Here is a 24825-nt window from a genome sequence, read left to right as displayed (position 1 = left end):
GTTAGCAATCGCTGCAAGAAGGCAGCGCTAAAATATTGATATCTAAAGAGTCGAGCGATCGCTCAAACTAATTTATAACAATCAAGGAGAAAATTGCATTGTGAATGGCTCATTTATCTCTAAGTCAGGACTATTATTTATTATTCTGACAACAGTTTTGCCAATTAGTTATCCTGCTCATGGACAAATAATTGAGACCAATCCTCAAAGGCAAAATTCATTTTCAGAAAGAATCAGACAACAGCAAGAGGAACGAGATCAGCAAATACAAGAGCAAGTTAAGAAAACATGGCTACAGTTATATATTCAAGAACCACAACAACAGCAACAGCAACTAAGATTACAGCAACGAGAATTTAGCCAACAACGCCAACAAATGAGACAACAGCAACAATTTAGACAGCAACAGCAACAAATGAGACAACAGCAGCAAGAATTTAGCCGACAGCAAGAATTGAGATTACAGCAACAATTTAGACGGCAACAGCAACAAATGAGACAACAGCAGCAAGAATTTAGCCGACAGCAAGAATTGAGACGACAAAAAGAAAATCTGTGAAGTATTCAGAGTTCCTAATGAGGAGCGATCTCTGTAAAACTTTATCTGCCTTGTTGACGGACTTATACAGTTCTACGACTATCTTTTCAACATTCCACTGCTTCAATATTGTTGTTTATGATACAGTAAACCCTAATAATTTCATTGATTATTTTCCCCTCTGCCCGATTAGGTATGAGGGGATTTTATATGGCGATCGCTATATCTCTTATAACTATTAACATGATTTAAACACTTGCGAATATATCGTCTATCTGTAGATAGATATTAATATTTGAAAAAGCACAGTGAAGTATCTATACAATTCAAATTTCTATATATATTCAGAAATATTTTAGGGATGTATCGACATAATGATTCATACGCTCAAACATGATTTAGTGTTGCTCCTACGCCTTTTTGAGATTTTTAATTTGAATTCGTCAACAGTTTCTATAAATAGATCCACCCCGATTCTTCAGAAAAAGTCTTGCCCTATGAGACAAATAATTGTATTGTTAAAGGTGGTTTTCTCAAAAGCGCTAACCAAACAAAATTTTTTGGTTTAACTTTGCATCGTATTATGTTGCTAAGAATGCTGAATTGAGAATGATCCAAACAATAATCAAGTGGGGTTAATGCTGATTTTTTTAGTTCAAATAAACCAAAAGTATTGGTTAAGCTTATACTTTTGCTTTATCAATAACCCCAATAATATTTGATCTATAGTCAATGATTGCGTAACAGAATCTTGAGGCAGCAAGATGATTTCTGGCTGAAAATTTAAAATGAATTTACTGTTAGTAATCAAAGTTTTAATACATAAGATAGGTAACTTCAATTACCAGCTTACGTACTAAAATATTACATATTTGTTTAAGTGAGGAGGGTGATGAACATTCATATTTACTTACCCCAATTTCCAGCATTTGGAGACAAAATTACCGATGGAATGACAAAGTCTATACATGGCTTGTCTTCAGGACTTGCATCGCATGGAGTTCAAGTTACAATATTGTGCGAAGGTAAAGAAGACAGTTTTTTTAAGTCAAATACCGGTTATGTAATTAAGTGTTTTGCCCACAAAAACAAGTCACATAAGTTTGAAATTCCATCTGGTTTAAAGCAGTATATTGCTCAGGAAATAAATAACTCTCTTATAATTATTAATGGAATATTTTATTTTAAAAGTTATCTTTTGTCACGTCTATGTAAAAAAAATACTACTCCATACATAATTGCACCTCACGATCCTTATCATCCATCTATTTTTAATAAAAATGCCCATCTTAAATGGACTTATTGGTATCTCATAGAAAAACGTCTATTGCAGCAAGCAAATGCTATCCAAGTTTTAGATATTCGCCATGCTAAATGGTTGGAACGTTTAAATGTTCATACCCCAGCCATAGAAACGCCTAATGGCTTCTCACCTGATGATGTACATTCTGAATCTTCACTTAGTTGGACAGAGGTAGGAATTCCTAAACTTTTATTTTTGGGACGTATAGATGCCCATAATAAAGGTTTGGATATTTTAATTGATGCATTTAAGGAAGTACTAGAAACGATAGATGCTAAACTTTTTATTCAAGGCCCTGATTGGGGAGATAAAAGTAAATTACAAAAGAGGGCTGCTCAGCTTTCTATATTAGAAAAAGTTTCTTTTGTTGAGCCAAACTATAATCAATCTTCTTCATCAATAATTGCTGAATACGATATTTTCTGTCTAGCCTCACGTTTTGAAGGATTTAGCTTAGCAGCTCTAGAAGCAATGCTAGCAGGTCGAGTATTGTTAGTTTCAGAAGTTGCTGGCATTGCACACTATGTTCAGGCAAGTGGTTGTGGGATTGTGGTTAAGCCAGATGTATTATCAATAAAAGAAGGATTAATAAAACTATTGAAGTCTCGTTCAAATTGGCAAGAAATGGGATTGCGTGGACGGCGTTATGCACTTGAGCATCTGCAATGGAATCAAATAGCACGTAATGCTTTAGAAAATTATAAAACGCTTATTAAATAAAATTTAAATTTTCCTAATTCAGAAATAATAAAAGTCACCTAATGAACAACTTTTTAATTGCCCTTTTAGTAGCTTTACTCCCATCTAAACTAAAAATATTAGTTTTAAAAATTATGGGTCATGAAATTGGTAAAAACGTTTATATTGGTCTGTCAATATTAAACATTAAAAAAATTACTCTAAAAGATAATGTAAAAATCCAAAGCTTTAACTATTTTAAAAACCTCTCCCATCTAACTATGATGGAAAAATCTGCTATTTCTGGATGGGGCAATTGGTTTACTGCATCTAAACTAAACTATCAAGAGAATGAAGGCTTTGGATGTCTGACAATCGGTGAAGGTAGTAGTATAACAGGTAGACACTATTTTGATGTTCCAGGACAAATAATCATAGGTAAAGCTACTTTAATAGGTGGGTATAATTCAACCTTTTATACACATACCATTACCGCAGATATTGATGTTACTAACATTAATAAGCCAATTGTGATTGGTGACAGGTGTTATATCGGCAGTCATTGTATGTTCTTACCAGGTACAGCCATAGGCTCATTTACATTTGTCGGTGCTGGTTCTGTTGTGACAAAGAATTTTATGGATAAGAATTATATTTTATTAGCAGGAAATCCAGCTATGGTTAAAAAAGTTTATCCAAAAGAATCCAAATTTTTCCTAGATTACTTTAAAAAATATGGATTTAAGTTAGCTGATTTTGATTATAACGATACAAAAAAAGCTGAAATTGAAACCATAACATAAAAAATCTGGAGTCTGATCGCCAGTTTGTCTTGATTCTACAATCCCAGCAGTAGATGATAGTTAAAAATGTGAATAATCCAAAAATAGCCAATACAGGTGTGCTTGCAATCCATAAAGGACTGTAGAGGGCTATAGTTTTCAAGTTGTGCAATGTACTAAGATGAGAAGTTTGCAAAATGAATGAGCCAGTAATACATTTTACACCTACTGTATCAGTAATGATGCTTGCTTATAATGTCAAAAAATATATTAATGATGCTATTGAGAGCGTACTAAATCAGACTTTTTCAGATTGGGAACTCATCATTATAGATGACGGTAGTACCGATGGAACTGCCGAATTAATCGCTAAGTATGCGGCAAAAGATTCACGAATTAGAGTCTATCATCAAGAACATGGTGGTCGGGGTAAAGCACGTAATAAGTGCCTAGAATATTCTCGTGGTAAATATATTGCTGTATGTGACAGTGATGATATTTCTTATCCTGAACGTTTTGAAAAACAAGTTAATTTTTTAGATAACAATTCAGATATTGGCGCTGTCGGCTCTCAATCATGTTCTTTTTGTGAAGAAGCCATTTTTGATCCAGCTAAAATTATCCATTGGCCTACCAATCCAAATAAAGTGTACCAAGGCTTTAAACAAGGCAAAATGAAAATAGCAAATTGTGCTGCTATGATCAGGAGGTCTTTATTTAAAGAATATGGTGGTTACTGTGAAGAATTACATCGGGCGCAAGACTATGAGTTTTTCAGCAGAATAACTCAAAAAGGTATTGGTCTGACAAATTTATCAGAGGTGCTAGTTTTTTACAGACAATCCAACTTTATTCAGAATTTTCAGTACTTTAAAGAAAATGCAATATATACCGATTATGCTAATTATCGGTTATCTGGAGGTACTAAAAGTTTTAACGAGTTTAACCGTAGAGTAATTAGTAAACTACGTCAAAACTATTTAATATTGAATTATTGGCGATTTATGATAGTCATGAAGGTTAAAAAACTTAAGCTTTATCGCGACCTTTATGCAAATATGAGTTAAAAGTAGTTCAACATTCGATATTAACCTTGGTGAATTTCTCCTAGTAGCACTTCTTGAGATGCACCCGTGGCAGTAGGTAAGTTACCAGGAATGCCTAAATTTCGCCAATAGGCTAAAACAGCGAAGGCGATCGCTTCTTTAAAATCTGCATTCAAACCGACTTCATCTGTAGTCAACACTGGTACTGATGGCAATAATAACTGTAATCTTTGTTTTAAATAAAGATTGCGACTACCACCACCACATAATAGTATCCGCTGTGGCATTTGTGGTAAAAAAGTTTGGTAACTGTGAGCAATTGAAGCAGCTGTAAGTTCCGTAAGAGTTGCCAGTATGTCGGCGGGACTGAGTTGATATGCTTCAGCATCTTGTAAACATTGATGCAGGTAAGCTACGCCGAATAACTCGCGCCCAGTAGATTTAGGCGGCGGGAGATGAAAGTAATCTTGGCTAAGCCATTGTTCTACCAATGGATAGCAGGGAGTGCCACTAGATGCCCAATCGCCGTTTTCATCGTAGGTTTTAACACCAGCGCTTAAATGCTCCACAGCCAAATCTAAAAGACTATTTCCTGGGCCGGTATCCCAAGCGCGAATTTTTTCGAGCCAGTCGCCATGTTGTCGAGGGGGAATATAAGCAACATTACCAATACCGCCAATATTTTGAATACAACGCCCCTCCTCAAGATGGCTGAGCAAAAAAGCATCTATTCTCGGTACAAGAGGCGCACCGTGACCACCAATGGCAATATCAGCAGCACGAAAATTACTAACAGTAGTAACACCCGTCAAATGAGCAATCAATTCACCACGCCCTAGTTGCAAGCTGTAACCCAAAGGAGTGCTGAGTAAAAAGTGAGTTTCTCCCCCTCTTCCTCCCGGTGGGCGATGATAAACAGTTTGACCGTGAGAACCGATTAGAGTAGCTGGCTGGCGATCAATTTGGATATTTTGGGCGGCTTGAGCAAAGGTAAAAGCGATCGCATCATCTATTTCTGCCAATTCTGCCATTGAAATGGCTTCCCCAGCACAAACTGCTAAGATTTTGGCTCTAAGTTCGGCGGGGTAAGGATATGTTGCTCCAGCTACCAACTCAATTTTTAAATTAAAATCTGTACCGGAAATATCTACTAAAGCAGCGTCTATACCATCTACAGATGTGCCACTAATTAAACCGATAACGCGAGTTGGAACAGCAGCTTGTAGAGTCTGTTGCATAGATATACGTTCTAGTGTTGATTGTCAGGATAGTTTAATTTATGCCGCTGGCAATGTCAAAAGCTAGGAGTGTAAAAGTGTATGGTATCCCTTTCAAGGTGACTCGAAAAATCTCTTTTTATCTCTGTGCTCTCTGCGTCTCTGTGGTTAGATAAATTACTTTTAAACCACAGAGGCACAGAGAACGCAGAGGTAAGAAGTTAAAAAGGGATTTGTTGACCTAAATGTCTTGAAAAAAGCTAACAGCACTTTCAACTCAGCACTTTTTTGGTGAGCGTTCATTGCTTTGATTAAGCTGTTTTTTCGCTGGCGATGATATGCAAATCTATGTTTTTGAGCAAACGCACCAATTTTTGAGTTAAAGACCCTTTGAGGAACATTTGCCAGCGCGATCGCTGACTTTCTCCAATCACAATTTGGGTGATACGATATTTTTCAGCGACTTCGGCGATCGCATTAGCTATATTATTGCTGGTAACACGAATAAAAGTACCTTCAAATTCTTGACATAGCTTCTCACAAGTGTGGATGTGTAGACTTTCTTCCTTAGTGAGGAAGCGCTCTGGATCGGCGACAAACAAAGTATAAAGCGGGGCATTCATGTAGTTAGCTAGCCTTGCACCCCGGCGTAATAGTTGCACTGAGTTGGGGTAAGTAGATACGCACACCAAAACCCGCTCATGAATGTTACAAAATTGTCCGTTGGGAGTGGTGGCAATCGCGTCTTCTTCTACGTTATCTGCAACTTCCCGCAAAGCCAACTCCCGCAAAGCAATCAGATTACGGCGTTGGAAAAAGTTATCGAGGGATTGTTGAATTTTTTGCGGTGCGTAAATCTTGCCTTCTAGTAACCGTTCTTGCAGCGTTTCGGGTGTGACATCAACTACCACCACTTCATTTGCTTCATCCAGGATGCGGTCTGGAACTCGCTCACGTACTACTATACCAGTAATTCTTGCTACTAAATCATTGAGACTTTCTAGATGCTGAATATTCATTGTGGAGTAGACATCAATGCCTGCCGCCAAAACTACTTCTACATCTTGGTAGCGTTTTTCTCGCTGGGAACCAGGCACATTGGTATGAGCGAGTTCATCGATTAAGACTAATTGGGGCGTAGACGCAAAGCGACTTGTCGCCAGACATCGCTCTATAATTGCATCTGTATCCATGTCCGTCAGCATCAACTCACCGCGAGGAAATTGCTTTCGGGGTATAATCTCTAGTCCTTCTGCCTTTTCTGCTGTCTCTTTGCGTCCGTGGGTTTCCAAAAGCCCAATCACGACATCAATTCCTTCCTGTTTGAGTGCGTGTCCTTCTTCCAGCATCCGGTAGGTTTTGCCTACCCCAGGAGCCATACCGATAAAGATTTTGTGTTTGCCTCGCCGCGATCGCGCCGGATAAAGAGAATAACTTGCAGATGTTGAAGATGCAGTGCCAGCCGAACCAATATTAGTATGATTTAACATCTTACTTTTGCTAAGTATATGCAATGAAAGCATTGCTAACTATATTAAATTGTCCTGAATAAGGTTATAAATTGGCTGTGATTTTGCATACCACAATTTTCTGAAATAATGCTGAGAATAAGCTAAATATTTTTAATAGATAAATTTATGAAAATCATAGCTCAGTTTCAGATTAATTTCAGTTCCAGCTGAGAGACTTTGAATATTCCAGCTAACTTAAATAACATTTTCTGGACTCCCTGTGCCGGGCCTGGGGGGAATTTTTATGCTAGCTGCAAACCATCAAGTCGCAGGTGCATTTGGGTTGGTGGTTGCTTATGGAATAGCAACTGGGATATCCAGGTACAGTTTTGGCTGGCTCTATTTTTTCCACATCTACCGCTATGAGACAGCCATGACTTCATTTAAAGGGAAAGGGCGATCGACACCAAGTCAGACTTTCTTCGCAAAAACATTTCACTGGATAAATATCATCAGCTTGCTGTTAATGATCACCAGCGGACTGCAAATCTACAATGCCAATCCAGTGTTTGGTGGACGTGAGGGTTGGCGTTTTCCCAACTCTTTGTTGTTGGGAGGTTGGCTGGCTGGTGGTAGGCACTGGCATTTTGCTGCAATGTGGCTCTTTTCGCTAAACTTGCTTGGCTATGGACTCTATATTTTAATCACTCGTCGTTGGCGGCGTCGGTTTGGCGATCGCAGTGACTTGAAAGCATTGCAAGTCAGCCAAAACCCCAAGCGCAAAAACTACGCATGGCATCGGCTAGTATACACTGGTATCATTCCAGTGTTGCTGCTGGCAATCTTGAGTGGTCTTGCCATGTATAAGCCTGCTCAGTTGTATTGGCTTTCTGGACTGTTTGGCAGTTGGCAAACTCTACGAATTGTTCATTTTATTACCGTCCCCACGGTCATAGTGTTTACAGTGGCTCATTCCTGGCTCGCCCTCAAGGTGGGAAGTTTCCGTTTAATTAAGTCTATGTTTCTGTAGAGGTTTTATGAGTTTGATTCTTCCCAAACGCACCCTATCCCGTCGTCATTTACTGCAAATATCTGGACTTTCTGGGTTAGGCTTGTTTCTAGGTGGATGTGGGACAAATTTGTTATCAGATAATATCAGGCAAATATCTGAGCCACTAAATCAAAGTCTGGAAGCGCTCTTACAAACTCAAAAGCCAATACCTGAATTTTCTCTGGATGCCATTGAGCCAGATAAATTGCTGGTTAATACGTTTGACTTCACCCCGCAAATTGACCCAGCACAGTTTTATTTGACGATTGATGGTGAGGTAAGTAATGCGATGCGATTGAGTATGGCAGACATTCAAAAACTTCCCTTGACTTCAATGGTAATTCGCCATGTCTGTGTTGAAGGCTGGGCTGCGATCGTTCAATGGGGAGGCATACGATTACGAGACTTAGTGGCATTAGTACAGCCTAAGTCAAGTGTCCGCTATGTCTACTTTAAATCTGCCGATGGCTACTATGAAAGCTGGGATATTGCCTCTGCTGTGCATCCTCAAACTCTCATGGCTTATCAGAAGAATGGGCAACCATTATCAGCTGATAATGGTGCGCCCATACGCCTAGCATCCCCCATTAAACTGGGCTACAAGCAGAGTAAGTGGGTAACTCAGATTACACTGACCAGCAATTTACTACCTACTAAAGGCTACTGGGAGGATCAGGGGTATGAATGGTTTGCAGGTCTGTAGAGACGTTGCAATGCAACGTCTCTACACAGGTTATCGGTCTTTTTAGTCATTATTACTAATTGATATTTATCAATTCTGTTTACTATTAATTTCTTGCAGGTCAAGCGCGTAATTCAAGCGGAGAACATTGACTCCCGGCTCGCCAAAAATCCATAAAAATCTTTCATCAGTATACTTATTAATTAAACGTAGGATCTCGTTTTCTTCGACTCCCCGCGCACGAGTTACCCGCGGTAACTGCTCTTGTGCTGCTCTTAATGAAATATGAGGGTCTAAGCCAGATCCAGAAGTATAAATTAAATCAGCGATCGGTTGAATATTTTCTTCTCGTAATTGATTAGCCTGCTCTACAACTCGATCCAGTAGCTCTGGATTACTAGCAGCGAGGTTACTAGCGCCAGATATGCCAGTTGGTCTGGCTCTTTTCCCTTGGCTATATCTAACAGTACTAGGACGAGGATGGAAATATCGTTCGGATGTGAACACCTGACCAATCAAAACGGAACCAATTGGTTCATTCTTTAAATTCGGCATAATACTGCCGTTAGCTTGAAATGGAAAGAAAACTTGACCCACTACAAGGATTCCAAGAGGATAGATGATTGCAGTCAGCAACCAAAGCACCAGAGTTATGCAAATTGCTCTAATAGTTTCTCTAATAATAGACATAAAAAAGTTTCCACTTGTTCTTAGAATTTTATATTTAATTTTTAATTATTTTAGAAGCGTTCTGGTTGAAAAACGACGACAAACAAGTAAATTATAAGTGCCAACGCCACAAACCCCAAGATGCCAATTGCCCAGGCAGAACGTCGTTCTAGGGTGTTATTAGCAGCATAAACAACTGGGGCAACTACCACATTCAAACACAACAAGATAAAAACAGCGAGTGGTAAGTGTTGTTTACGTCTTTGCGACCCAACCAAGAAAATTGTCTGCATGACATTTACTGGTAAAAACTTGCTTAATAAATTAACTTGTCTCATAATTTTCTTTGATCTTTGCATTTTTGCTATCTTGGCAGTTAATTTATGAGAAAAATCTGAGCAGCGGAACCACCACTCAGAAGTTTGGATAATTTTGAATTGCTTAAGCCAATCCCACAACTGTGATTAACATATCTATTAACTTTATGGCAACAAACGGTGCAATTACTCCACCTAAGCCATAAATCAAGATATTGCGTTGTAAGAGTTGATTAGCCGTCAGGGGTCTAAACTGCACACCTTTCAAAGCCAAGGGAATCAAAGCTGGAATAATCAAAGCATTGTAAATCAATGCCGATAATACAGCAGACTTAACGCTGGTCAAATTCATAATATTTAGACTTTGCAGGTTAGCAGCAGCAAACACTACTGGAATAATTGCAAAGTACTTAGCAATATCATTGGCAATGGAAAATGTAGTTAATGCTCCGCGAGTGATCAGTAATTGTTTGCCAATGCTAACAATATCGATCAGCTTTGTGGGATCAGAGTCCAAATCCACCATGTTGGCGGCTTCTTTTGCGGCTTGAGTCCCCGTATTCATTGCTACGCCGACATTAGCTTGGGCTAACGCTGGAGCATCGTTAGTCCCGTCTCCTGTCATGGCAACTAATTTACCTGCTGTTTGTTCTCTTTGAATGACGCTGATTTTGTCTTCTGGTGTTGCTTCGGCAATGAAGTCATCTACCCCAGCTTCTTTGGCAATGACAGAAGCAGTAATCCAGTTGTCCCCAGTCAGCATGATGGTATGTACTCCCATCCGTCGCAGTTGTTCAAAGCGATCGCGGATACCAGGTTTAACAATATCTTTAAGATAGATCACCCCGTAGATTTCGTTATTTAGGCACACTGCTAGAGGTGTACCTCCCAGTTGTGAAACTCGTTCATAAGTGGCATCCAGTTCTGGGGTGTCGTGTCCATTGTGGGAACGTACAAATCCTTTAATGGCTCCGACTGCTCCTTTACGTGCCTCATGTCCACCTGGTAAGTTAGTGCCACTCATGCGGGTTTTGGCAGAAAAATTAACTCCTTCTGCTTGATTGGGGTCGAAATCAAACTTAGCACCTAACTTTTCTGCCAATCGAACAATTGATTTCCCTTCTGGTGTATCGTCAAACACACTAGCGGCCCAAGCTACATTAGCAATTTCTTCCATTGAGTGACCGTTGATCGGGATAAATTCCTCAGCCAAACGGTTGCCAAGAGTAATCGTACCTGTCTTGTCGAGAACTAGAGTATTAACATCGCCACAGGCTTCAACTGCTCGTCCAGAAGTGGCAATGACGTTAAATTGGGCAACTCTATCCATACCAGCAATCCCAATAGAACTTAGTAATCCGCCAATAGTTGTCGGAATCAGCGCCACCAACAAGGCAATTAAAATTGGTACACTGACTGGACTGTTGACGTAATAAGCAAGTGCGGGCAAGGTTACTATAACAAACAGAAACACTAAACTGAGAACTGCCAATAACACCGTTAGAGCGATTTCATTGGGTGTTTTGCTACGTTCTGCTCCCTCCACCAAGGCAATCATTCGGTCGATAAATCCTTTGCCTGGGTCAGCTGTAACACGGATAATCAATTCATCAGAAATAATTCGCGTACCACCGGTCACTGAACTTGCCACATCTGAGCCTGATTCCTTGAGAACTGGTGCAGATTCCCCGGTAACTGCCGATTCATCCACTGAGGCGACGCCCATAATTACCTCTCCATCGGCGGGAATGATATCACCAGCAACGATGTAAATGGTATCACCCTGTTTGAGGCTGGTGGATGCGACTTCACTAATTAAGCCATCGGGGGCGAGTTTTTTGGCGATGCTTTCTAACTGAGTTGAGCGCAAAGTATCAGCTTGGGCTTTACCTCGCCCTTCAGCCACGGCTTCCGCAAAATTGGCAAACCAAACGGTAAAGAATAAAATCCCCGTTAACAAGCCGTTGAAAAGTTGTGGGTTCTTCTGCGAATCTGGGCCAAAGAGGTTGGGCTCAATGGTTACTGCTAGGGTGATGATTGTCCCAACCCAAACCAAAAACATCACTGGATTTTTGATTGCATACTTGGGATTCAGCTTGATAAAAGCATCCCTAATTGCTCTGAGATAAAGTCCTTTAGTATTTATCTTCGCCTTTTTGCGTGCTTGGCGGCGATCGCCAGGCCGAGAACTAGGGCGTCTAGCTTTGGAGGTAGTTGCCACCGTATTTATATAGTGAGTGGGGGAGATGGAGAGCAGGGGGAGCAGAGGAGCAGAGGGGCAGGGGGGCAGGGGAGGCAGTGCGTTGCGGGGGTTCCCAAGGCAGCTTTTGGGGGGAAGCTTCCCCCCAAAACGTGCCGCCCCGTTGTAGCAACTGCCGTGGAGCAGGGGGAGAAAATTCTACCTTGTCACCTTTGTCCCCCTTGTATGCTTCATTCCTCCTCTTCTAATTGCCAGATGCTAATTTAAAACCCTCGGCTATGGGGCCTAAAGCCAGAACTGGAAAGAAAGTTAGCACTCCCAAAATCAGGGTTACTCCAGCTGTGACACCAGTAAATACCAGAGAATCGGTTTTTAGAGTACCAGGGGTTTCGGGTACTGCTTGTTTACGAGACATGCTGTCAGCTAACAGCAGAATGGCAATAATCGGAATGTAGCGCCCTCCTAACAAGCCAACTAGAGTACTTAAGTTCCACCATAGAGTGTTATCTCTTAATCCTTCTAAGCCAGAGCCATTATTTGCTCCCGCCGAGGCATACTCATAAACTACTTGGGAAATGCCATGATAACCAGCGTTGCTAATTCCAGATAGGGAAATCGGATAAGCTAAGGCGATCGCACTGGGAATTAAAACTACAATTGGGTGAATTAGCAACACTACACTAGCAAGAACAATTTCCCGTTTTTCTATTTTCCGCCCTAAAAACTCTGGGGTACGTCCCACCATTAGCCCAGTTAAAAACACGGTAAGAATTAGATAAATAAATAGGTAAGCTGTCCCAGTCCCCTGACCACCCCAAATAACCTGGATAAACAGGTTGAATAAAGTTGAGAATAGTCCTTGTGGCATCAAGGAATCATGCATTCCGTTGACAGCACCACACATGGTGGCGGTTGTCATAACCGCCCACAATGCTGTTTGTGCCCAGCCAAATCGGACTTCTTTGCCCTCTAAATTAGGCTGATCTGATCCGAAGGTGGCATTAATGAGGGGATTACCTTGTAGTTCTCCGACAGCTGTCACTCCAATCAAAATTACAAAAATCACAAACACCATCCAGAACAGCAACCAAGCTTGTTTGATGTTGTTAGCAAACAAACCGTAGGTGTAAATCAAAGCGGCTGGAATCGAAATCATGGCAATGGTTTCTATTAAATTAGAAGCGCCATTCGGATTTTCAAAGGGGTGTGCAGAGTTAACATCAAAAAAACCACCGCCATTCTCGCCCAACATTTTGATCATCTCAAATGATGCCACTGGGCCTCTGGCAAGATACTGTGTTCCGCCATCCAAGGTTCTCACAACCAGAGTTCCAGCTAATGTTTGCGGTACACCTACTATAAGTAAGGCGATCGCCCCGATAATTGAAATTGGCAGCAATATCCGCGTGATTGCACGGGTGATATCTACGTAGAAGTTTCCTAGCCCTCTACCTGTCAACCCACGAATAAAGGCAATTCCTACCGCTAACCCGGTAGCTGCTGAAGTAAACATCAAAAAACCCAAAGCCGCTACCTGGCTAAAATAGCTTAAGGTTGTCTCCCCAGAGTAATGTTGCTGGTCGGTGTTCGTCAGAAATGAAATAGTGGTGTGTAACAAAATATTCCAGGTGGGCGCACCGAAACTATTGTGATTCCAGGGTAGGATTCTCTGAAAATATATCAGTAAATAGACTGATATACCCATAATTAGGTTAGTGTATAATACTGCCCGGATATACTGCCAACCCGTCATATCATCTTTCCTGCGTACACCCGCTACTACGTAGAGGCTGCGCTCTATCGGGTTCATTAACAGATCAAGCAGTGTTCTTTCTCCTAAGAAGACACGCGCCATGTATCTTCCCAATATTGGAGTGATTGCTATAACGATACACAACGTTAAGCCAATTTGTAAAAAACCTTGTCCCATGTATTTCGTTCTCAATTAAACTTAAGTGTTAGCAAGTCAATTCTTAGAAATAACAGAATATCAAGATATTTTTTTAAATTTCTGTGAAGAATATTTAAATTTTACTCTTATTCATTTATTTGACCAGTTATCATTATTTGTTTATACAATATATTCTTAATGTTTGCTACTTTCAAAGATAGAAATATTAGAAAAAATTTTAATGCGTCTGATAATTATTTTTGTATAAAGTTACACTATTTTTTATACTTGCTTATAACTGAAACTCAGATTGGCAAAGAATTCTATTTATTTAATATTTTGTTTAAAAAGAATTTGGCAAATTTGGATTTTTTAGAAAAAATCTAAATACTTTTATACTAAATTTTTAGAAAAATTAATTACACATAAGAGATAGTTTAACGAAAAAAATATATATTACAATGACGATATTTTAAGTCTTAAAAAAAATATATAAAGACATAATTAGATATCAGAATTATGTCTGAATTAAATATAAATAGTTTTGTCTATTGCCTGATTTTAGTTTTTTAGAAAAAATAATGATATTAAATCGATTGTTGACTATTAAAGAGGCTCTAGATGGGCGTGAGAAAATATATTGGCTGATAGCGATCGCCTTTACTATAGTGATAGTGCTGAAATACTTGACACCGCCTGGGTATGTATTCGGCTACCTTTATACGGGGACAATTTTGTTAGCAGACTCCCGATTGAATCGCAGAGCAGTTTTGGGAGTAACTTTCGCAGCCACGGGACTAACATTGTTGAATTTGTTTGTCTCTGGAGCAGAAGTGATTGATCCGCCAACAGTGGCAAATAGATTGATTGCAGTGCTGGCGCTGTTAGTAACTGGTTGGTTAAGCAATGCCTGCGGCGGGCTTCGCCAACGTAACCGCCGCAATGAAGAAGCGATCGCTTACACGCAAGCACAATTACGCTCCCAAGAACAACTAGCGATGATGCGTGAAGATTTTGTTTCCACATTGCTCATGGTACAGTGCGGGTTCATGTCCATGCTATTTTGCAGAAGTTAGAGGTACGCGATGTCTACGACGGGCTACGCCTACGCACCCAAGCCGCAGTTTTAGCGATCCAAAAAGGATTAGTAGCACCAGAATTGTTAATCAGTTAGTAAAGACGCGAAACTTCCTTTTTCAGTATAAATACTATTATAAGTCCAAAAAACACTGTATAAAATTTTATAAAAATTGGGTATTAAAAATATTGCCGTTTTCTCTCGATAAAGAAACAATTTAGTTGCCAGTTTGACTTATGGATGGAAGTGAATGTTGAGTCATTCGCTTCCTATTTATTGCTGTGTGATAAAGGCTACTGAAACTAATAATTAGAATCAACAAGTATTTTTTTAATCAAGAGTTTTATTCAAGGGACAAGAATTATGACGCAACAATCAGAAAATAATCACTCTAAAAACAATAATAATTCTGCCGTAAACGTACTAGAAGCAAGCACAAATATTGTTTTTATAGATACAGCAGTTAGCGATTACCAAAGCTTGGTAGCTGGTATCATGCTAGGTAGTGAAGTTGTTATCCTTGACCATACTCAAGATGCTTTAGCACAAATCACCGAGTTTTTAGCGGCACGTAAATCGAAATCGGTTCAATCAGTTCACATAGTCTCTCACGGCAGTGAGGGAAGTTTGCAACTAGGCTCAACCAACGTCAACCTCACTAATCTGGATACTTACACAAATCAGTTACAAAAGTGGAGAGGTGCTTTAACTGATGATGCTGATATCCTATTTTATGGCTGTGATGTGGCAAGTGGGGAAGGCACGAAATTTGTGCAGCAGATTAGCCAAATCACTGGGGCTGATGTCACCGCTTCTACTAACAAAACAGGAAGTACAACTTTAGGTGGCGATTGGGATTTAGAGGCGAAGACAGGGCAAATTGAGACTAATTTGGTATTTGAGCCTCAAGTTATACAGGCTTATAAATCCGTTTTAGCTAACGCTGGTGACGTAATTATCAATGAATTTTCTCAAGGTAGTGGTGGCGCGAAAGAATGGGTTGAACTTCTTGTTGTTACCGATAACCTCGATTTGCAAAATCACAGATTAGTTGATGGGAATAGCTCCCTGGATATCACTTTATCTGGCTCCGGCTTTAGTTCTTTGAAAGCTGGGACTTTAATAGTGCTGTATAACGGTGGTGATGTGGATGGCACTATTACTCCAGATACAACTTACGATCCCTTAACTGGAGACTATGTACTACAGATATCATCTTTGAATAGTACTGGAGCATTTGCCGTTACTCGTACTAATGGCTGGAACAACACAACTGGTGCTTTTGGAAATACCAGTAATACAGATGCACCCAAGTTACTGAATACAAGTGGTACTTCAATACATGATTTTCCTAGAACTCCAACTCCAGCTAGTCAGAGATTTAGTGCCTACACTAGTAGCTCTGCGATAGATGCCACAAATTCTAGTAACTGGTCAGCTGATGATGTATCTACAAACGCTACTCCTGGTGTAGGTAATAATCTAAGCAACACAACCTGGATTAACAGCTTGCGTAGTGCAGTAGACTACACTTCATTTCTAGTCACCAATATAAATGACAGTGGTTTTGGTTCATTAAGACAAGCCATTCTCAATGCCAATAATGATCCAGGAATTGAAACCATCCTCTTTGATACGAGTGCTACTGGGGTTTTTGGCGATACTACCCCTGACACTATTATCCTCACTTCTGGGCAATTGAATATTACTCAAGGAGTCACTATTCAAGGAACTGGGGCTAATCTACTAACCATTAGTGGCAACAATGCTTCCCGAATCTTTAGAGCCACAGCACCCCTAACAATTAATGATTTGAAGATCACTGGGGGAAATGCAAACAGAGGCGGTGCGATCTACAGCAGTAGCAGTGTCACTGTGAATAATAGTACTATTGCCAATAACACAGCAAACAGTGGTAGAGGCGGCGGTATCAACAGCGATGATACTGTCACTGTAAACAATAGCACCATTTCCGGCAACACGTCGAATTCTGGCGGTGGTGGTATCTACAGCGACAACAGTGTCATCCTAACTAATAGCACCATTTCCGGCAATACAGCGAACGATAATAGAGGCGGTGGCATTAACAGTAGTGGTACTGTCACTGTGAGCAATAGCACTATTTACAATAACACGGCAAACAATGGCAGAGGTGGCGGTATCTACAGTGATAACGGCGGCACTGTTAGCAATAGCATCATTGCTGGCAACACTAGTAGTATTCAAGGCCCTGATGTCTTTGGTGATAACTTTAATGGTAATGCTTACAACTTAATTGGCAATACCAATGGTGTATCGTTTAGTACACTAGGCACTGGCACAGATATTGTCAACCCCAACCCTAGACTCAAACCACTGGGAAATTATGGTGGTTCCACCCAAACTCACGCCTTAAACTTTAACAGTCCTGCCTTTAATGCTGGTGAACCCAATTACAATGGTGGCTTAACTACTGACCAACGTGGCACTGGTTATAGTCGTATTCAAGATGGCAGAATTGATATTGGGGCATTTGAAAACGATTCAATTTATTACGTAATTTCTACTAATACGCCAACTCTATCTGAAGGTAATAGAAGCATTCAATCTGTTACATTTACCGTCACCCGCAGCGGTAAAACTGGCGTGGCGAGTATGGTAGATTATGCCTTTAGTGACACAGCAACTTTTGAAAGTGATTATAATAACATTCTAATTAAGAGTGGAGAAGTTAGTCCCATTGGTGAGTTTATAAATGGCGATACATCTGGGACTTTAAAGTTCGCAGTTGGAGAAAAAACAAAGACAATTACAGTTGATGTTTTAGGTGATAAAGCATTTGAATTTAATGAAAATATTACTGTCACCTTGAGTAACCCCAACCTCACAACTGCGCCGGAAAATTCTACAATTATTACCAGTTTAGCTACAGTAAATATTATCAACGATGATAATCAACCAAATATTAGTATTTCAAATGCCTTCGTAACTGAAGGTAATATCAGCGCAACAACTAACGCTGAATTCGTTATAAGTCTCTCCAATCCTAGCGATCAGCAAATTACTATAAATTACAACACTACTGATGGTACTGCTCAAGTTTCTGACTCTGATTACAACTCTGGGATAGGAACAATTATTTTCAATCCTGGTGAAACTCTTAAAAATATTAGTGTAGGCGTCAAAGGCGATAACATAGTTGAAACTAACGAGACATTTTCTGTTAACCTTTATGGTGCAACAAACGCCGCAATTACTGATAGTTTGGGAGTTGCTACTATCATTAATGATGACACTAGTCAAATTCCTACTATCAGCATTTCAGATATCTGGCTTTTTGAAGGCAACGTAGGTCTAACTAATTTTTCCTTTGACGTTACTCTCTCCAATGCTAGTTCTCAGCAGATTATTGTGAATTACAGCAAGAATGATGACACTACCGATTCTAATGACTTCTATTATTACTCACCTGGGATAGGCACAGTCATTTTCGAGCCTGGTGAAACTAGCAAATCTATTAGCTTCGGAGTTAAAGGTGATAATAAAGTTGAATCCAATGAGAAATTTTTTGTTGATCTTTTTGGTTCTACAAATGCCGCGATCGCTAAAAGTAAAGGTGTCGCCACCATAATGAATGATGACAATCAAGGCTTCGGCTTTTTCTTTGGCTTTTAATTAACATTGAATGAATGCCAAAGTGACAGTAAATACTCTGCACTTGATATTTTTTTTGCGAAGTTTCTTACATGATATTTAATGGGTCTACATCTATTGTCAAGCTAACAGACGGAGGACAGAGATCTCGCACTTCTTCCCAATCTGGCAATTGTGGCAATGCATCGGGGGCAAATTTAATCAATATTTGCCAACGATAACGATTTGCTACCCGTAAAATACTCGCTGGTGCTGGGCCTAATATCTCGAATCCATCTTCTGCACTCAAGGCAGTAGCGATGATTTGGGCTGCATTCTGCACTTGAATGGGATCAAGACTGCTCAAGCGCAATAAAATTAACCTTCCATAGGGCGGATAATTTAACGCTTGGCGTTGTTCTAATTCAACTTGAGAGAAAGACTGATAATCGTGCGATCGCACCGCCTCAATTACTTGATGCTCTGGCGTATAAGTTTGCACAATTACTCTCCCGGGATCTTCACCTCTACCAGCCCGTCCAGCTACCTGAGTCAGGGTTTGAAATGCCCGTTCGCTGGCACGATAGTCTGATAAATGCAACAATCCATCAGCGGCGACAACGCCCACAAGTGTCACTTGCGGCAGATCTAAACCTTTGGTGAGCATTTGCGTACCTACTAATAAATCTGCTTCACCGTTGGCAAACTGGGTGAGTAGGGTACGGTGTGCGCCTTTGTTGCGGGTGGTATCGCTATCAAAACGAATCAAACGCAACTGCGGGAACTGTCGCGCTAATTCCTGGGCTACTCGTTGAGTACCGCTACCAAAGAACTTCAGGTATGGAGAACTACAATCGGGGCAGAATTTGGGATGCGATCGCGTATAGTTACAGTAATGACACCGCAACAATTGCGGCGCTCCCTCTTCAGTGTGGTGATACGACAGTGAAACATCACAGTGCGGACATTCCAGCACATACCCACAACTGCGGCAAGATACAAAGGTACTGTGTCCCCGGCGATGAATAAATAAAATTCCTTGTTGCTGTCTCTCTTGTAGCTGCTCTAAAGCTTCTTGCAGCGCCCTACTAAATATAGAACGATTTCCCTGCTGCAACTCTAGCCGCATATCTACTATTTCTATCGGCGGTAGAGGACGGGAGTATATTCTCTCAGGTAATGACAGGTAATAAAGAGAATTTTGCTTCCCCTGCTCCCCTGCTCCTCTGCTCCCCTGCCCCTCTGCCCCCCCGTCCCGCGTTGGGGGTTCCTGCCGTAGACCTCTGCCCCCCTGCTCCTCCTGCCTCCTCACGCTTACCCAACTTTCCAAAGAAGGGGTGGCGGAACCCAATACCAAGGGACAATTTTCTAACTCGGCTCGCCACTGGGCGACGGTGCGGGCGTGGTAGGTAGGGATGGGGGAATCTTGCTTAAAGCTACTGTCGTGTTCTTCATCTAAAATAATTAAACCTAAGTTGGGCAAAGGGGCGAAAACGGCGCTGCGAGTCCCAATCACAACTTGGGGTTCTCCTGTGAGCATTTGTCGCCAAGTGTCGTAACGTTCACCATCTGAGAGGGCGCTGTGATAAACGCTAACTTTGTAGAGGCTGCGCCGTGCGCGGGTTCCCCCCGTTGAGGCGACTGCCATGCCAAATCGGGCGCGGAACCGATCAGTTAGCTGAGGTGTGAGTCCAATTTCTGGAACTAAGACGAGGGCGGATTTGCCTTGGTTGAGTAAAGGTGCGATCGCTTGCAAATAAACTTCTGTTTTTCCTGAGCCTGTGACTCCATGCAACAAAACTTCCGCAAATCCATCTATTGATTGTATTATCGCTAAAGCATTAGCTTGGGCAGCAGTTAAAGATTTAGCGCGATCGCCTGCTAATGCTGGCCCTTGTTCTGTTCGCAATACTTCCCGTTCTTCAATGACGATGTAACCCTTTTGTACCAACGTCTTGAGGATAGAAGAACTAGCGTTGCAAATTTGCAATAATTCACTTTGCCACAACTCACCACCACGTCGCCGTAACACTTCTACAATCTCTCTTTGGCGAGTAGTTAAGTCACTATCTGTTGCGTCTATCAATATAATTGCTTTTTGCAGCTTTGGTCGAGTTAGTCGTGGGGGTTCTAAGTAGCTTTGTACTAAACCAAATCGCACCAACTCCCGAATTCCTCGGTAGGCAGATTTGATTTTCTGTTGTATGTAAGCAAAACTGTAGTCTCCTGCTGGTTGCGCTTGCAGAAGTTCCAAAATTTGCCGCGCAGTTGGAGTTACCAAGGAAGAAACGAGCGGGGGAGTAAGAGTATTTTGGAATTTTGAATTGTTTTTCTGCTCTCCCTCTCCTCTAACAAGGCGGATGCGACGCTGCGATCGCCCTAATAAGCCTGGTGGCAAAGCAACCCGGATCACTTGAATCAGGGGTGTATAGTAATATGCGGCGACTCGATTGAGTAATTCCCAATAAGCACTTGGGAAAAACCCAACGCTGACTATATCTTCTACTTCTCGGATTTTTTCTAGTGGGAGATCGATATTTGGTTGTGCTAGGAAACGAATAGCGATCGCTCCTACTTGTTGTGCCCCAAATGGCACACTCAAAATATCACCTGGTTTTATTTCTAACTGGGCTGGCGATCGGTAAGTAAATAGTCCTGTGCTTCCCGGACAGTCTACTAGTACTTCAATCCACCTGTTTAAATTTGTCTGTGACTGATAGGATTCCCCAGGCTCAGCTACCACCAAAGGAGATAAATTTACGTCATTAATATACATAGTTTCTGACTTTATAGACAGATATTTCCCTTATCTAGCTGGTCAATATTAACCTGGCTCACTCAACTTTAAGTTTTTGCTTTCACAGACATAAACTGTATTTCGCAATACTTTTATCACTCATGATACTTGATAAGTTTCTTCTTATGTAATCTACTAGACAAATTCATCTCAACTATACGTGCAATAAATATTTTGTACCTACTAACAAATAAAATCACCTCGGCTATTTCCAGAACAGTTCTCTATCTACTAAATAGGGAATAGCCCTTTTCCGCCTATCGATAGATATTCAACCCTTGTTGTATATGAGATGCTCTTATACAAACAAGATGATCCGGAAATTAAGCTGCTACATTTGTAATTTGTTTCATTTGGGTAACTCTCATCTAGAGATATACAACTCCAGTACCAAGTGGTTAAGTTATTCAACGACCTCAAATCGCCTAAATAGTAAAAAATTTTAGAAAAACATAGGAAAATTTAACACATTGGAATTATTACCTAAAATTTTGATATTTGTTAAGGTTGAGAAAGTTTGAGGGAGTTTGACATATTTGGTAATTAAGAAAAGAATGAGGAATATATATGTATGTTTATGTATGTCATTCGTAGCCTGAGAAAAAAGTTTTGTTAGGTGAAAAATTCAGTGTTCGTTAAAGGTTCGATTTATTCGTAACCTCTAACAGATAAATAAATACTGATTTTTATTCCTAAAGAAAAATTAGCAAAAGCTTGTATTTTGCTATATGAAAGGGTGCATTTGTCCATTAAGAAACTTACCAAGTCTCAAGCGAGCATCTGTCACTAAATTATGCACCAAAAAAAGCAAAAATCCTCAAGAAAACTATGAACATTGCTGAATTGGGAAAAATGGAAATTCTGGAGAATGCTGCTGATAATGAAGAACAATCGCTCGATAGTTTAGATCTAGTGGCAGATGAAGATCCTCCAATTGTAGAGAATGTCGAATCAGAAGAACGCGATGGGGACGAGATGGCAGCGGCTCGCCCTTCGGGATACAATAAAACCGAGCATGATGATGCTGTAGGCGCGTTTTTTAAAGAAATGGCGCGTTATCCGTTGCTAAAACCTGATGAAGAGGTTGAATTAGCACGGCGAGTTAGGTTTTTAGAAGAAGTTAGGGAAATACAAGCTTCGTTGCATTTAGAACTAGGACAACAACCTAGCAAAGAACAAGTAGCTTCCCAGCTAGATATGACAGAAAAACAACTAGAAAGTCGCTTGTATCAAGGTCGGGTTGCGAAACGCAAGATGATTCGCTCTAACCTAAGATTGGTAGTTTCTATTGCCAAGCGATATCTCAATCGAGGAGTGCCTTTTCTGGATTTAATTCAGGAAGGAGCAATGGGTTTAAATCGCGCTACAGAGAAGTTCGACCCAGATAAAGGCTACAAGTTTTCTACGTATGCCTATTGGTGGATTAGACAGGCAATTACACGTGCTATAGCTAACGATGCGCGGACTATTCGTTTGCCTATTCATATTGTTGAAAAGCTAAACAAGCTGAAAAAAGCGCAACGGGAACTCAAGCAAAAACTCTGTCGCAATCCTTCCGAAGCTGAGATGGCCGAAGCTTTGGAAATTAGTGTCCAACAACTACGCCAACTACAACAACTACGGCGTCAAGCACTTTCTCTCAATCATCGCGTCGGTAAAGAAGAAGACACGGAATTGATGGATTTGCTAGAAGACGAAGACAACCTGTCTCCAGAAGCAAAAATGAATGAAAACATGATGCGTCAGGAGATTTGGGAAGTATTGGGTGATGTGCTAACTCCACGAGAGAAAGATGTGATTTCTCTACGCTACGGCTTAACAACTAGTGAACCCTGTACTCTAGAAGAGGTTGGAAATATGTTCAATCTTTCCCGTGAGCGAGTGCGACAAATTCAAAGTAAAGCCATGCGAAAATTACGGCGTCCCCACATAGCCAAACGTTTAAAAGGTTGGTTGATTTAAATTGTCACTTTACACTTTATATGTTAAATCCTTTAGTTTGAGATAGAGAGAGATTTAACGCCTGACCTAATTAGCTCTACAAATGAATTTAGGGGCTTATATCTGTATATTTCTTCATCCTGACCTGTAGCAAGCCGTAAAAACTTGGTGTTTTAGACCTCCTTGATACTTTTTTTAGTCATTAGATATTAGTCAAAAAACTTTGCACAGTTGACTATAAACTATGGACTAGAGACTATGGATTATGGACTAATGACATCAGATAGCGATTTAATTTTGCGTTTTGCTGAACCCGCTGATTGCAATGTACTATTTGAATTAATTCAAGGGCTTGCAGAGTACGAAAAATTATCTCATGCTGTCACTGGAAATGCTCTAATACTTAAGGAGCATCTTTTTAGTACGCCAAAGTATGTAGAGGCAATCCTAGCAGAATATGCGGGTCAAGCTGCTGGTTTTGCCTTATTTTTTCACAATTATTCAACATTTCTGACAAAGCCAGGAATTTATTTGGAAGATTTATTTGTCTTACCAGAATATCGAAGACAAGGTATTGGGAAAGCTCTCTTGATAAAAGTAGCCCAGATAGCTGTGGAGCGGGATTGTGGGCGGTTAGAGTGGAGTGTGTTGGATTGGAACGAATCGGCCCAAGCATTCTATCGAAGCATGGGAGCATCTATTTTAGATGATTGGCGAATTTGTCGTGTAACAGAACAGGCGCTTACTGAGTTAGCAATTAAAGGATAAAGGCTGAAATGAAAAACAGCAAAATTTTATTCTTTATTCTTGATGATTTATTAATCATTAAAACTAAGTTTGACAGCTTGTCTTTTGACGAAGAGAACTGCTCAAATAAGAATTATGGAGGGTATTACACCGAATAAGCCGTTATTGCAGAGAGAACACAGAATGAAAAAAATTCTTTCAATAATACTGTTAGGCATAACAATCTTCACCTTTGCCTTCAGTAGCCCAGCTTTGGCAGCAGACAGCGTTAATGGAGCCAAACTTTTTAGTGCCAATTGTGCTTCTTGCCATGCGGGTGGCAAGAATCTAGTTCAAGCTCAGAAAACTCTGAAGAAGGACGCTTTGGAGAAGTATGATATGTACTCAGCTGAAGCGATTATTGCCCAAGTCACAAAAGGTAAAAATGCTATGCCTGCTTTCCAAGGTCGCTTAAAACCTAATCAGATTGAAGATGTAGCTGCCTATGTGCTTGAAAAAGCAGACAAGGATTGGAAGTAAACTAATGCGCGTTTAAGTTACATATTTTTTCGTTAAGAGGTCATTTGTTATTTGTGAAAACCAATTAACCAATGATAAGAGGAGTGTGGCTTAAACCAACAATTCACTTCAAAAATTAACGATTTGCGGGGCTTTTTGTCCCGCGAATTTTATTGCTGCCGAAATTGTCAAATATGATGCAATACGGTTCAGATAAGATAATTTGCACGCCGATAACCTCTGTAGAGACGTTGCACTGCAACGTCTCTACAATGCGACGTCTCTACACACATGAAATCTGTACTGAATTGTATTGAAATATAATGC

18 protein-coding genes are annotated in these 24825 nt (G+C 40.4%); 11 read left to right on the top strand and 7 right to left on the bottom strand.

Annotation, left to right across the window (positions count from 1 at the left end; translation table 11 throughout):
- Positions 1-100 precede the first annotated feature (100 nt).
- From FNW02_RS10165 to FNW02_RS10150, 4 genes are all read left to right on the top strand, one after another.
- The gene (locus tag FNW02_RS10165; protein ID WP_191757418.1) at positions 101-559 is read left to right on the top strand and encodes a hypothetical protein; all 459 of its coding nucleotides are present in this window, start codon (positions 101-103) and stop codon (positions 557-559) included.
- 871 nt (positions 560-1430) lie between these two features.
- A complete protein-coding gene (locus tag FNW02_RS10160) occupies positions 1431-2561 on the top strand; it encodes a glycosyltransferase (RefSeq protein ID WP_191757417.1) in 1131 nt (376 codons plus the stop codon).
- 41 nt (positions 2562-2602) lie between these two features.
- Positions 2603-3322, top strand: a complete 720-nt coding sequence (locus tag FNW02_RS10155; protein ID WP_191757416.1) for an acyltransferase — start codon at positions 2603-2605, stop codon at positions 3320-3322.
- A gap of 176 nt (positions 3323-3498) precedes the next feature.
- The gene (locus tag FNW02_RS10150; RefSeq protein ID WP_191757415.1) at positions 3499-4368 is read left to right on the top strand and encodes a glycosyltransferase family 2 protein; all 870 of its coding nucleotides are present in this window, start codon (positions 3499-3501) and stop codon (positions 4366-4368) included.
- Between the two features lie 20 nt (positions 4369-4388).
- Here the strand turns inward: FNW02_RS10150 and FNW02_RS10145 are convergent, their stop codons facing one another.
- Positions 4389-5585, bottom strand: a complete 1197-nt coding sequence (locus FNW02_RS10145) for an anhydro-N-acetylmuramic acid kinase (RefSeq protein ID WP_191757414.1) — start codon at positions 5583-5585, stop codon at positions 4389-4391.
- A gap of 290 nt (positions 5586-5875) precedes the next feature.
- Positions 5876-7054 carry a universal stress protein gene (locus FNW02_RS10140; RefSeq protein ID WP_225225557.1) on the bottom strand — a complete coding sequence of 393 codons (1179 nt, stop codon included), beginning with the start codon at positions 7052-7054 and terminating at the stop codon, positions 5876-5878.
- A 394-nt stretch (positions 7055-7448) separates the two neighbouring features.
- On the opposite strand from FNW02_RS10140, the gene FNW02_RS10135 reads away from it, so the two are divergent.
- Complete coding sequence (locus FNW02_RS10135; RefSeq protein WP_191757454.1) at positions 7449-8045, top strand: cytochrome b/b6 domain-containing protein; 597 nt, start codon at positions 7449-7451, stop codon at positions 8043-8045.
- A gap of 7 nt (positions 8046-8052) precedes the next feature.
- A complete protein-coding gene (locus FNW02_RS10130) occupies positions 8053-8769 on the top strand; it encodes a molybdopterin-dependent oxidoreductase (RefSeq protein WP_191757413.1) in 717 nt (238 codons plus the stop codon).
- A gap of 69 nt (positions 8770-8838) precedes the next feature.
- Here FNW02_RS10130 and kdpC read toward each other — a convergent pair whose 3' ends face one another.
- From kdpC to kdpA, 4 genes are all read right to left on the bottom strand, one after another.
- The gene (gene kdpC / locus FNW02_RS10125; protein WP_191757412.1) at positions 8839-9438 is read right to left on the bottom strand and encodes a K(+)-transporting ATPase subunit C; all 600 of its coding nucleotides are present in this window, start codon (positions 9436-9438) and stop codon (positions 8839-8841) included.
- Between the two features lie 50 nt (positions 9439-9488).
- Complete coding sequence (locus FNW02_RS10120) at positions 9489-9755, bottom strand: potassium-transporting ATPase subunit F (protein WP_191757411.1); 267 nt, start codon at positions 9753-9755, stop codon at positions 9489-9491.
- A 103-nt stretch (positions 9756-9858) separates the two neighbouring features.
- Positions 9859-11964 (bottom strand): potassium-transporting ATPase subunit KdpB, encoded by a 2106-nt coding sequence (kdpB, locus tag FNW02_RS10115; RefSeq protein WP_191757453.1) that lies wholly within the window; start codon positions 11962-11964, stop codon positions 9859-9861.
- Between the two features lie 214 nt (positions 11965-12178).
- A complete protein-coding gene (gene kdpA, locus FNW02_RS10110) occupies positions 12179-13864 on the bottom strand; it encodes a potassium-transporting ATPase subunit KdpA (protein ID WP_191757410.1) in 1686 nt (561 codons plus the stop codon).
- A gap of 542 nt (positions 13865-14406) precedes the next feature.
- Between kdpA and FNW02_RS10105 the strand changes: the two genes are divergently transcribed.
- Positions 14407-14901 (top strand): hypothetical protein, encoded by a 495-nt coding sequence (locus tag FNW02_RS10105; RefSeq protein ID WP_225225556.1) that lies wholly within the window; start codon positions 14407-14409, stop codon positions 14899-14901.
- 365 nt (positions 14902-15266) lie between these two features.
- A complete protein-coding gene (locus FNW02_RS10095) occupies positions 15267-18557 on the top strand; it encodes a DUF4347 domain-containing protein (protein ID WP_191757409.1) in 3291 nt (1096 codons plus the stop codon).
- Positions 18558-18624: 67 nt separating this feature from the next.
- Here the strand turns inward: FNW02_RS10095 and priA are convergent, their stop codons facing one another.
- On the bottom strand, positions 18625-21291 hold the full coding sequence (priA, locus tag FNW02_RS10090) for a primosomal protein N' (RefSeq protein ID WP_191757408.1): 2667 nt from the start codon (positions 21289-21291) through the stop codon (positions 18625-18627).
- Between the two features lie 849 nt (positions 21292-22140).
- Here priA and FNW02_RS10085 point away from each other — a divergent pair.
- The 3 genes from FNW02_RS10085 (at position 22141) to petJ (ending at position 24519) form a co-directional block, all read left to right on the top strand.
- Positions 22141-23274, top strand: coding sequence for an RpoD/SigA family RNA polymerase sigma factor (locus FNW02_RS10085; RefSeq protein WP_191757407.1), 1134 nt, complete (start codon positions 22141-22143; stop codon positions 23272-23274).
- Between the two features lie 252 nt (positions 23275-23526).
- Complete coding sequence (locus FNW02_RS10080; RefSeq protein WP_191757452.1) at positions 23527-24021, top strand: GNAT family N-acetyltransferase; 495 nt, start codon at positions 23527-23529, stop codon at positions 24019-24021.
- Between the two features lie 162 nt (positions 24022-24183).
- On the top strand, positions 24184-24519 hold the full coding sequence (gene petJ, locus FNW02_RS10075; protein WP_191757406.1) for a cytochrome c6 PetJ: 336 nt from the start codon (positions 24184-24186) through the stop codon (positions 24517-24519).
- Positions 24520-24825 lie beyond the last annotated feature (306 nt).

The sequence above is a fragment of the Komarekiella delphini-convector SJRDD-AB1 genome (assembly GCF_014831675.1).
Taxonomy (GTDB): Bacteria; Cyanobacteriota; Cyanobacteriia; order Cyanobacteriales; family Nostocaceae; genus Komarekiella.
This window is presented reverse-complemented; position numbering and strand designations above follow the sequence as displayed.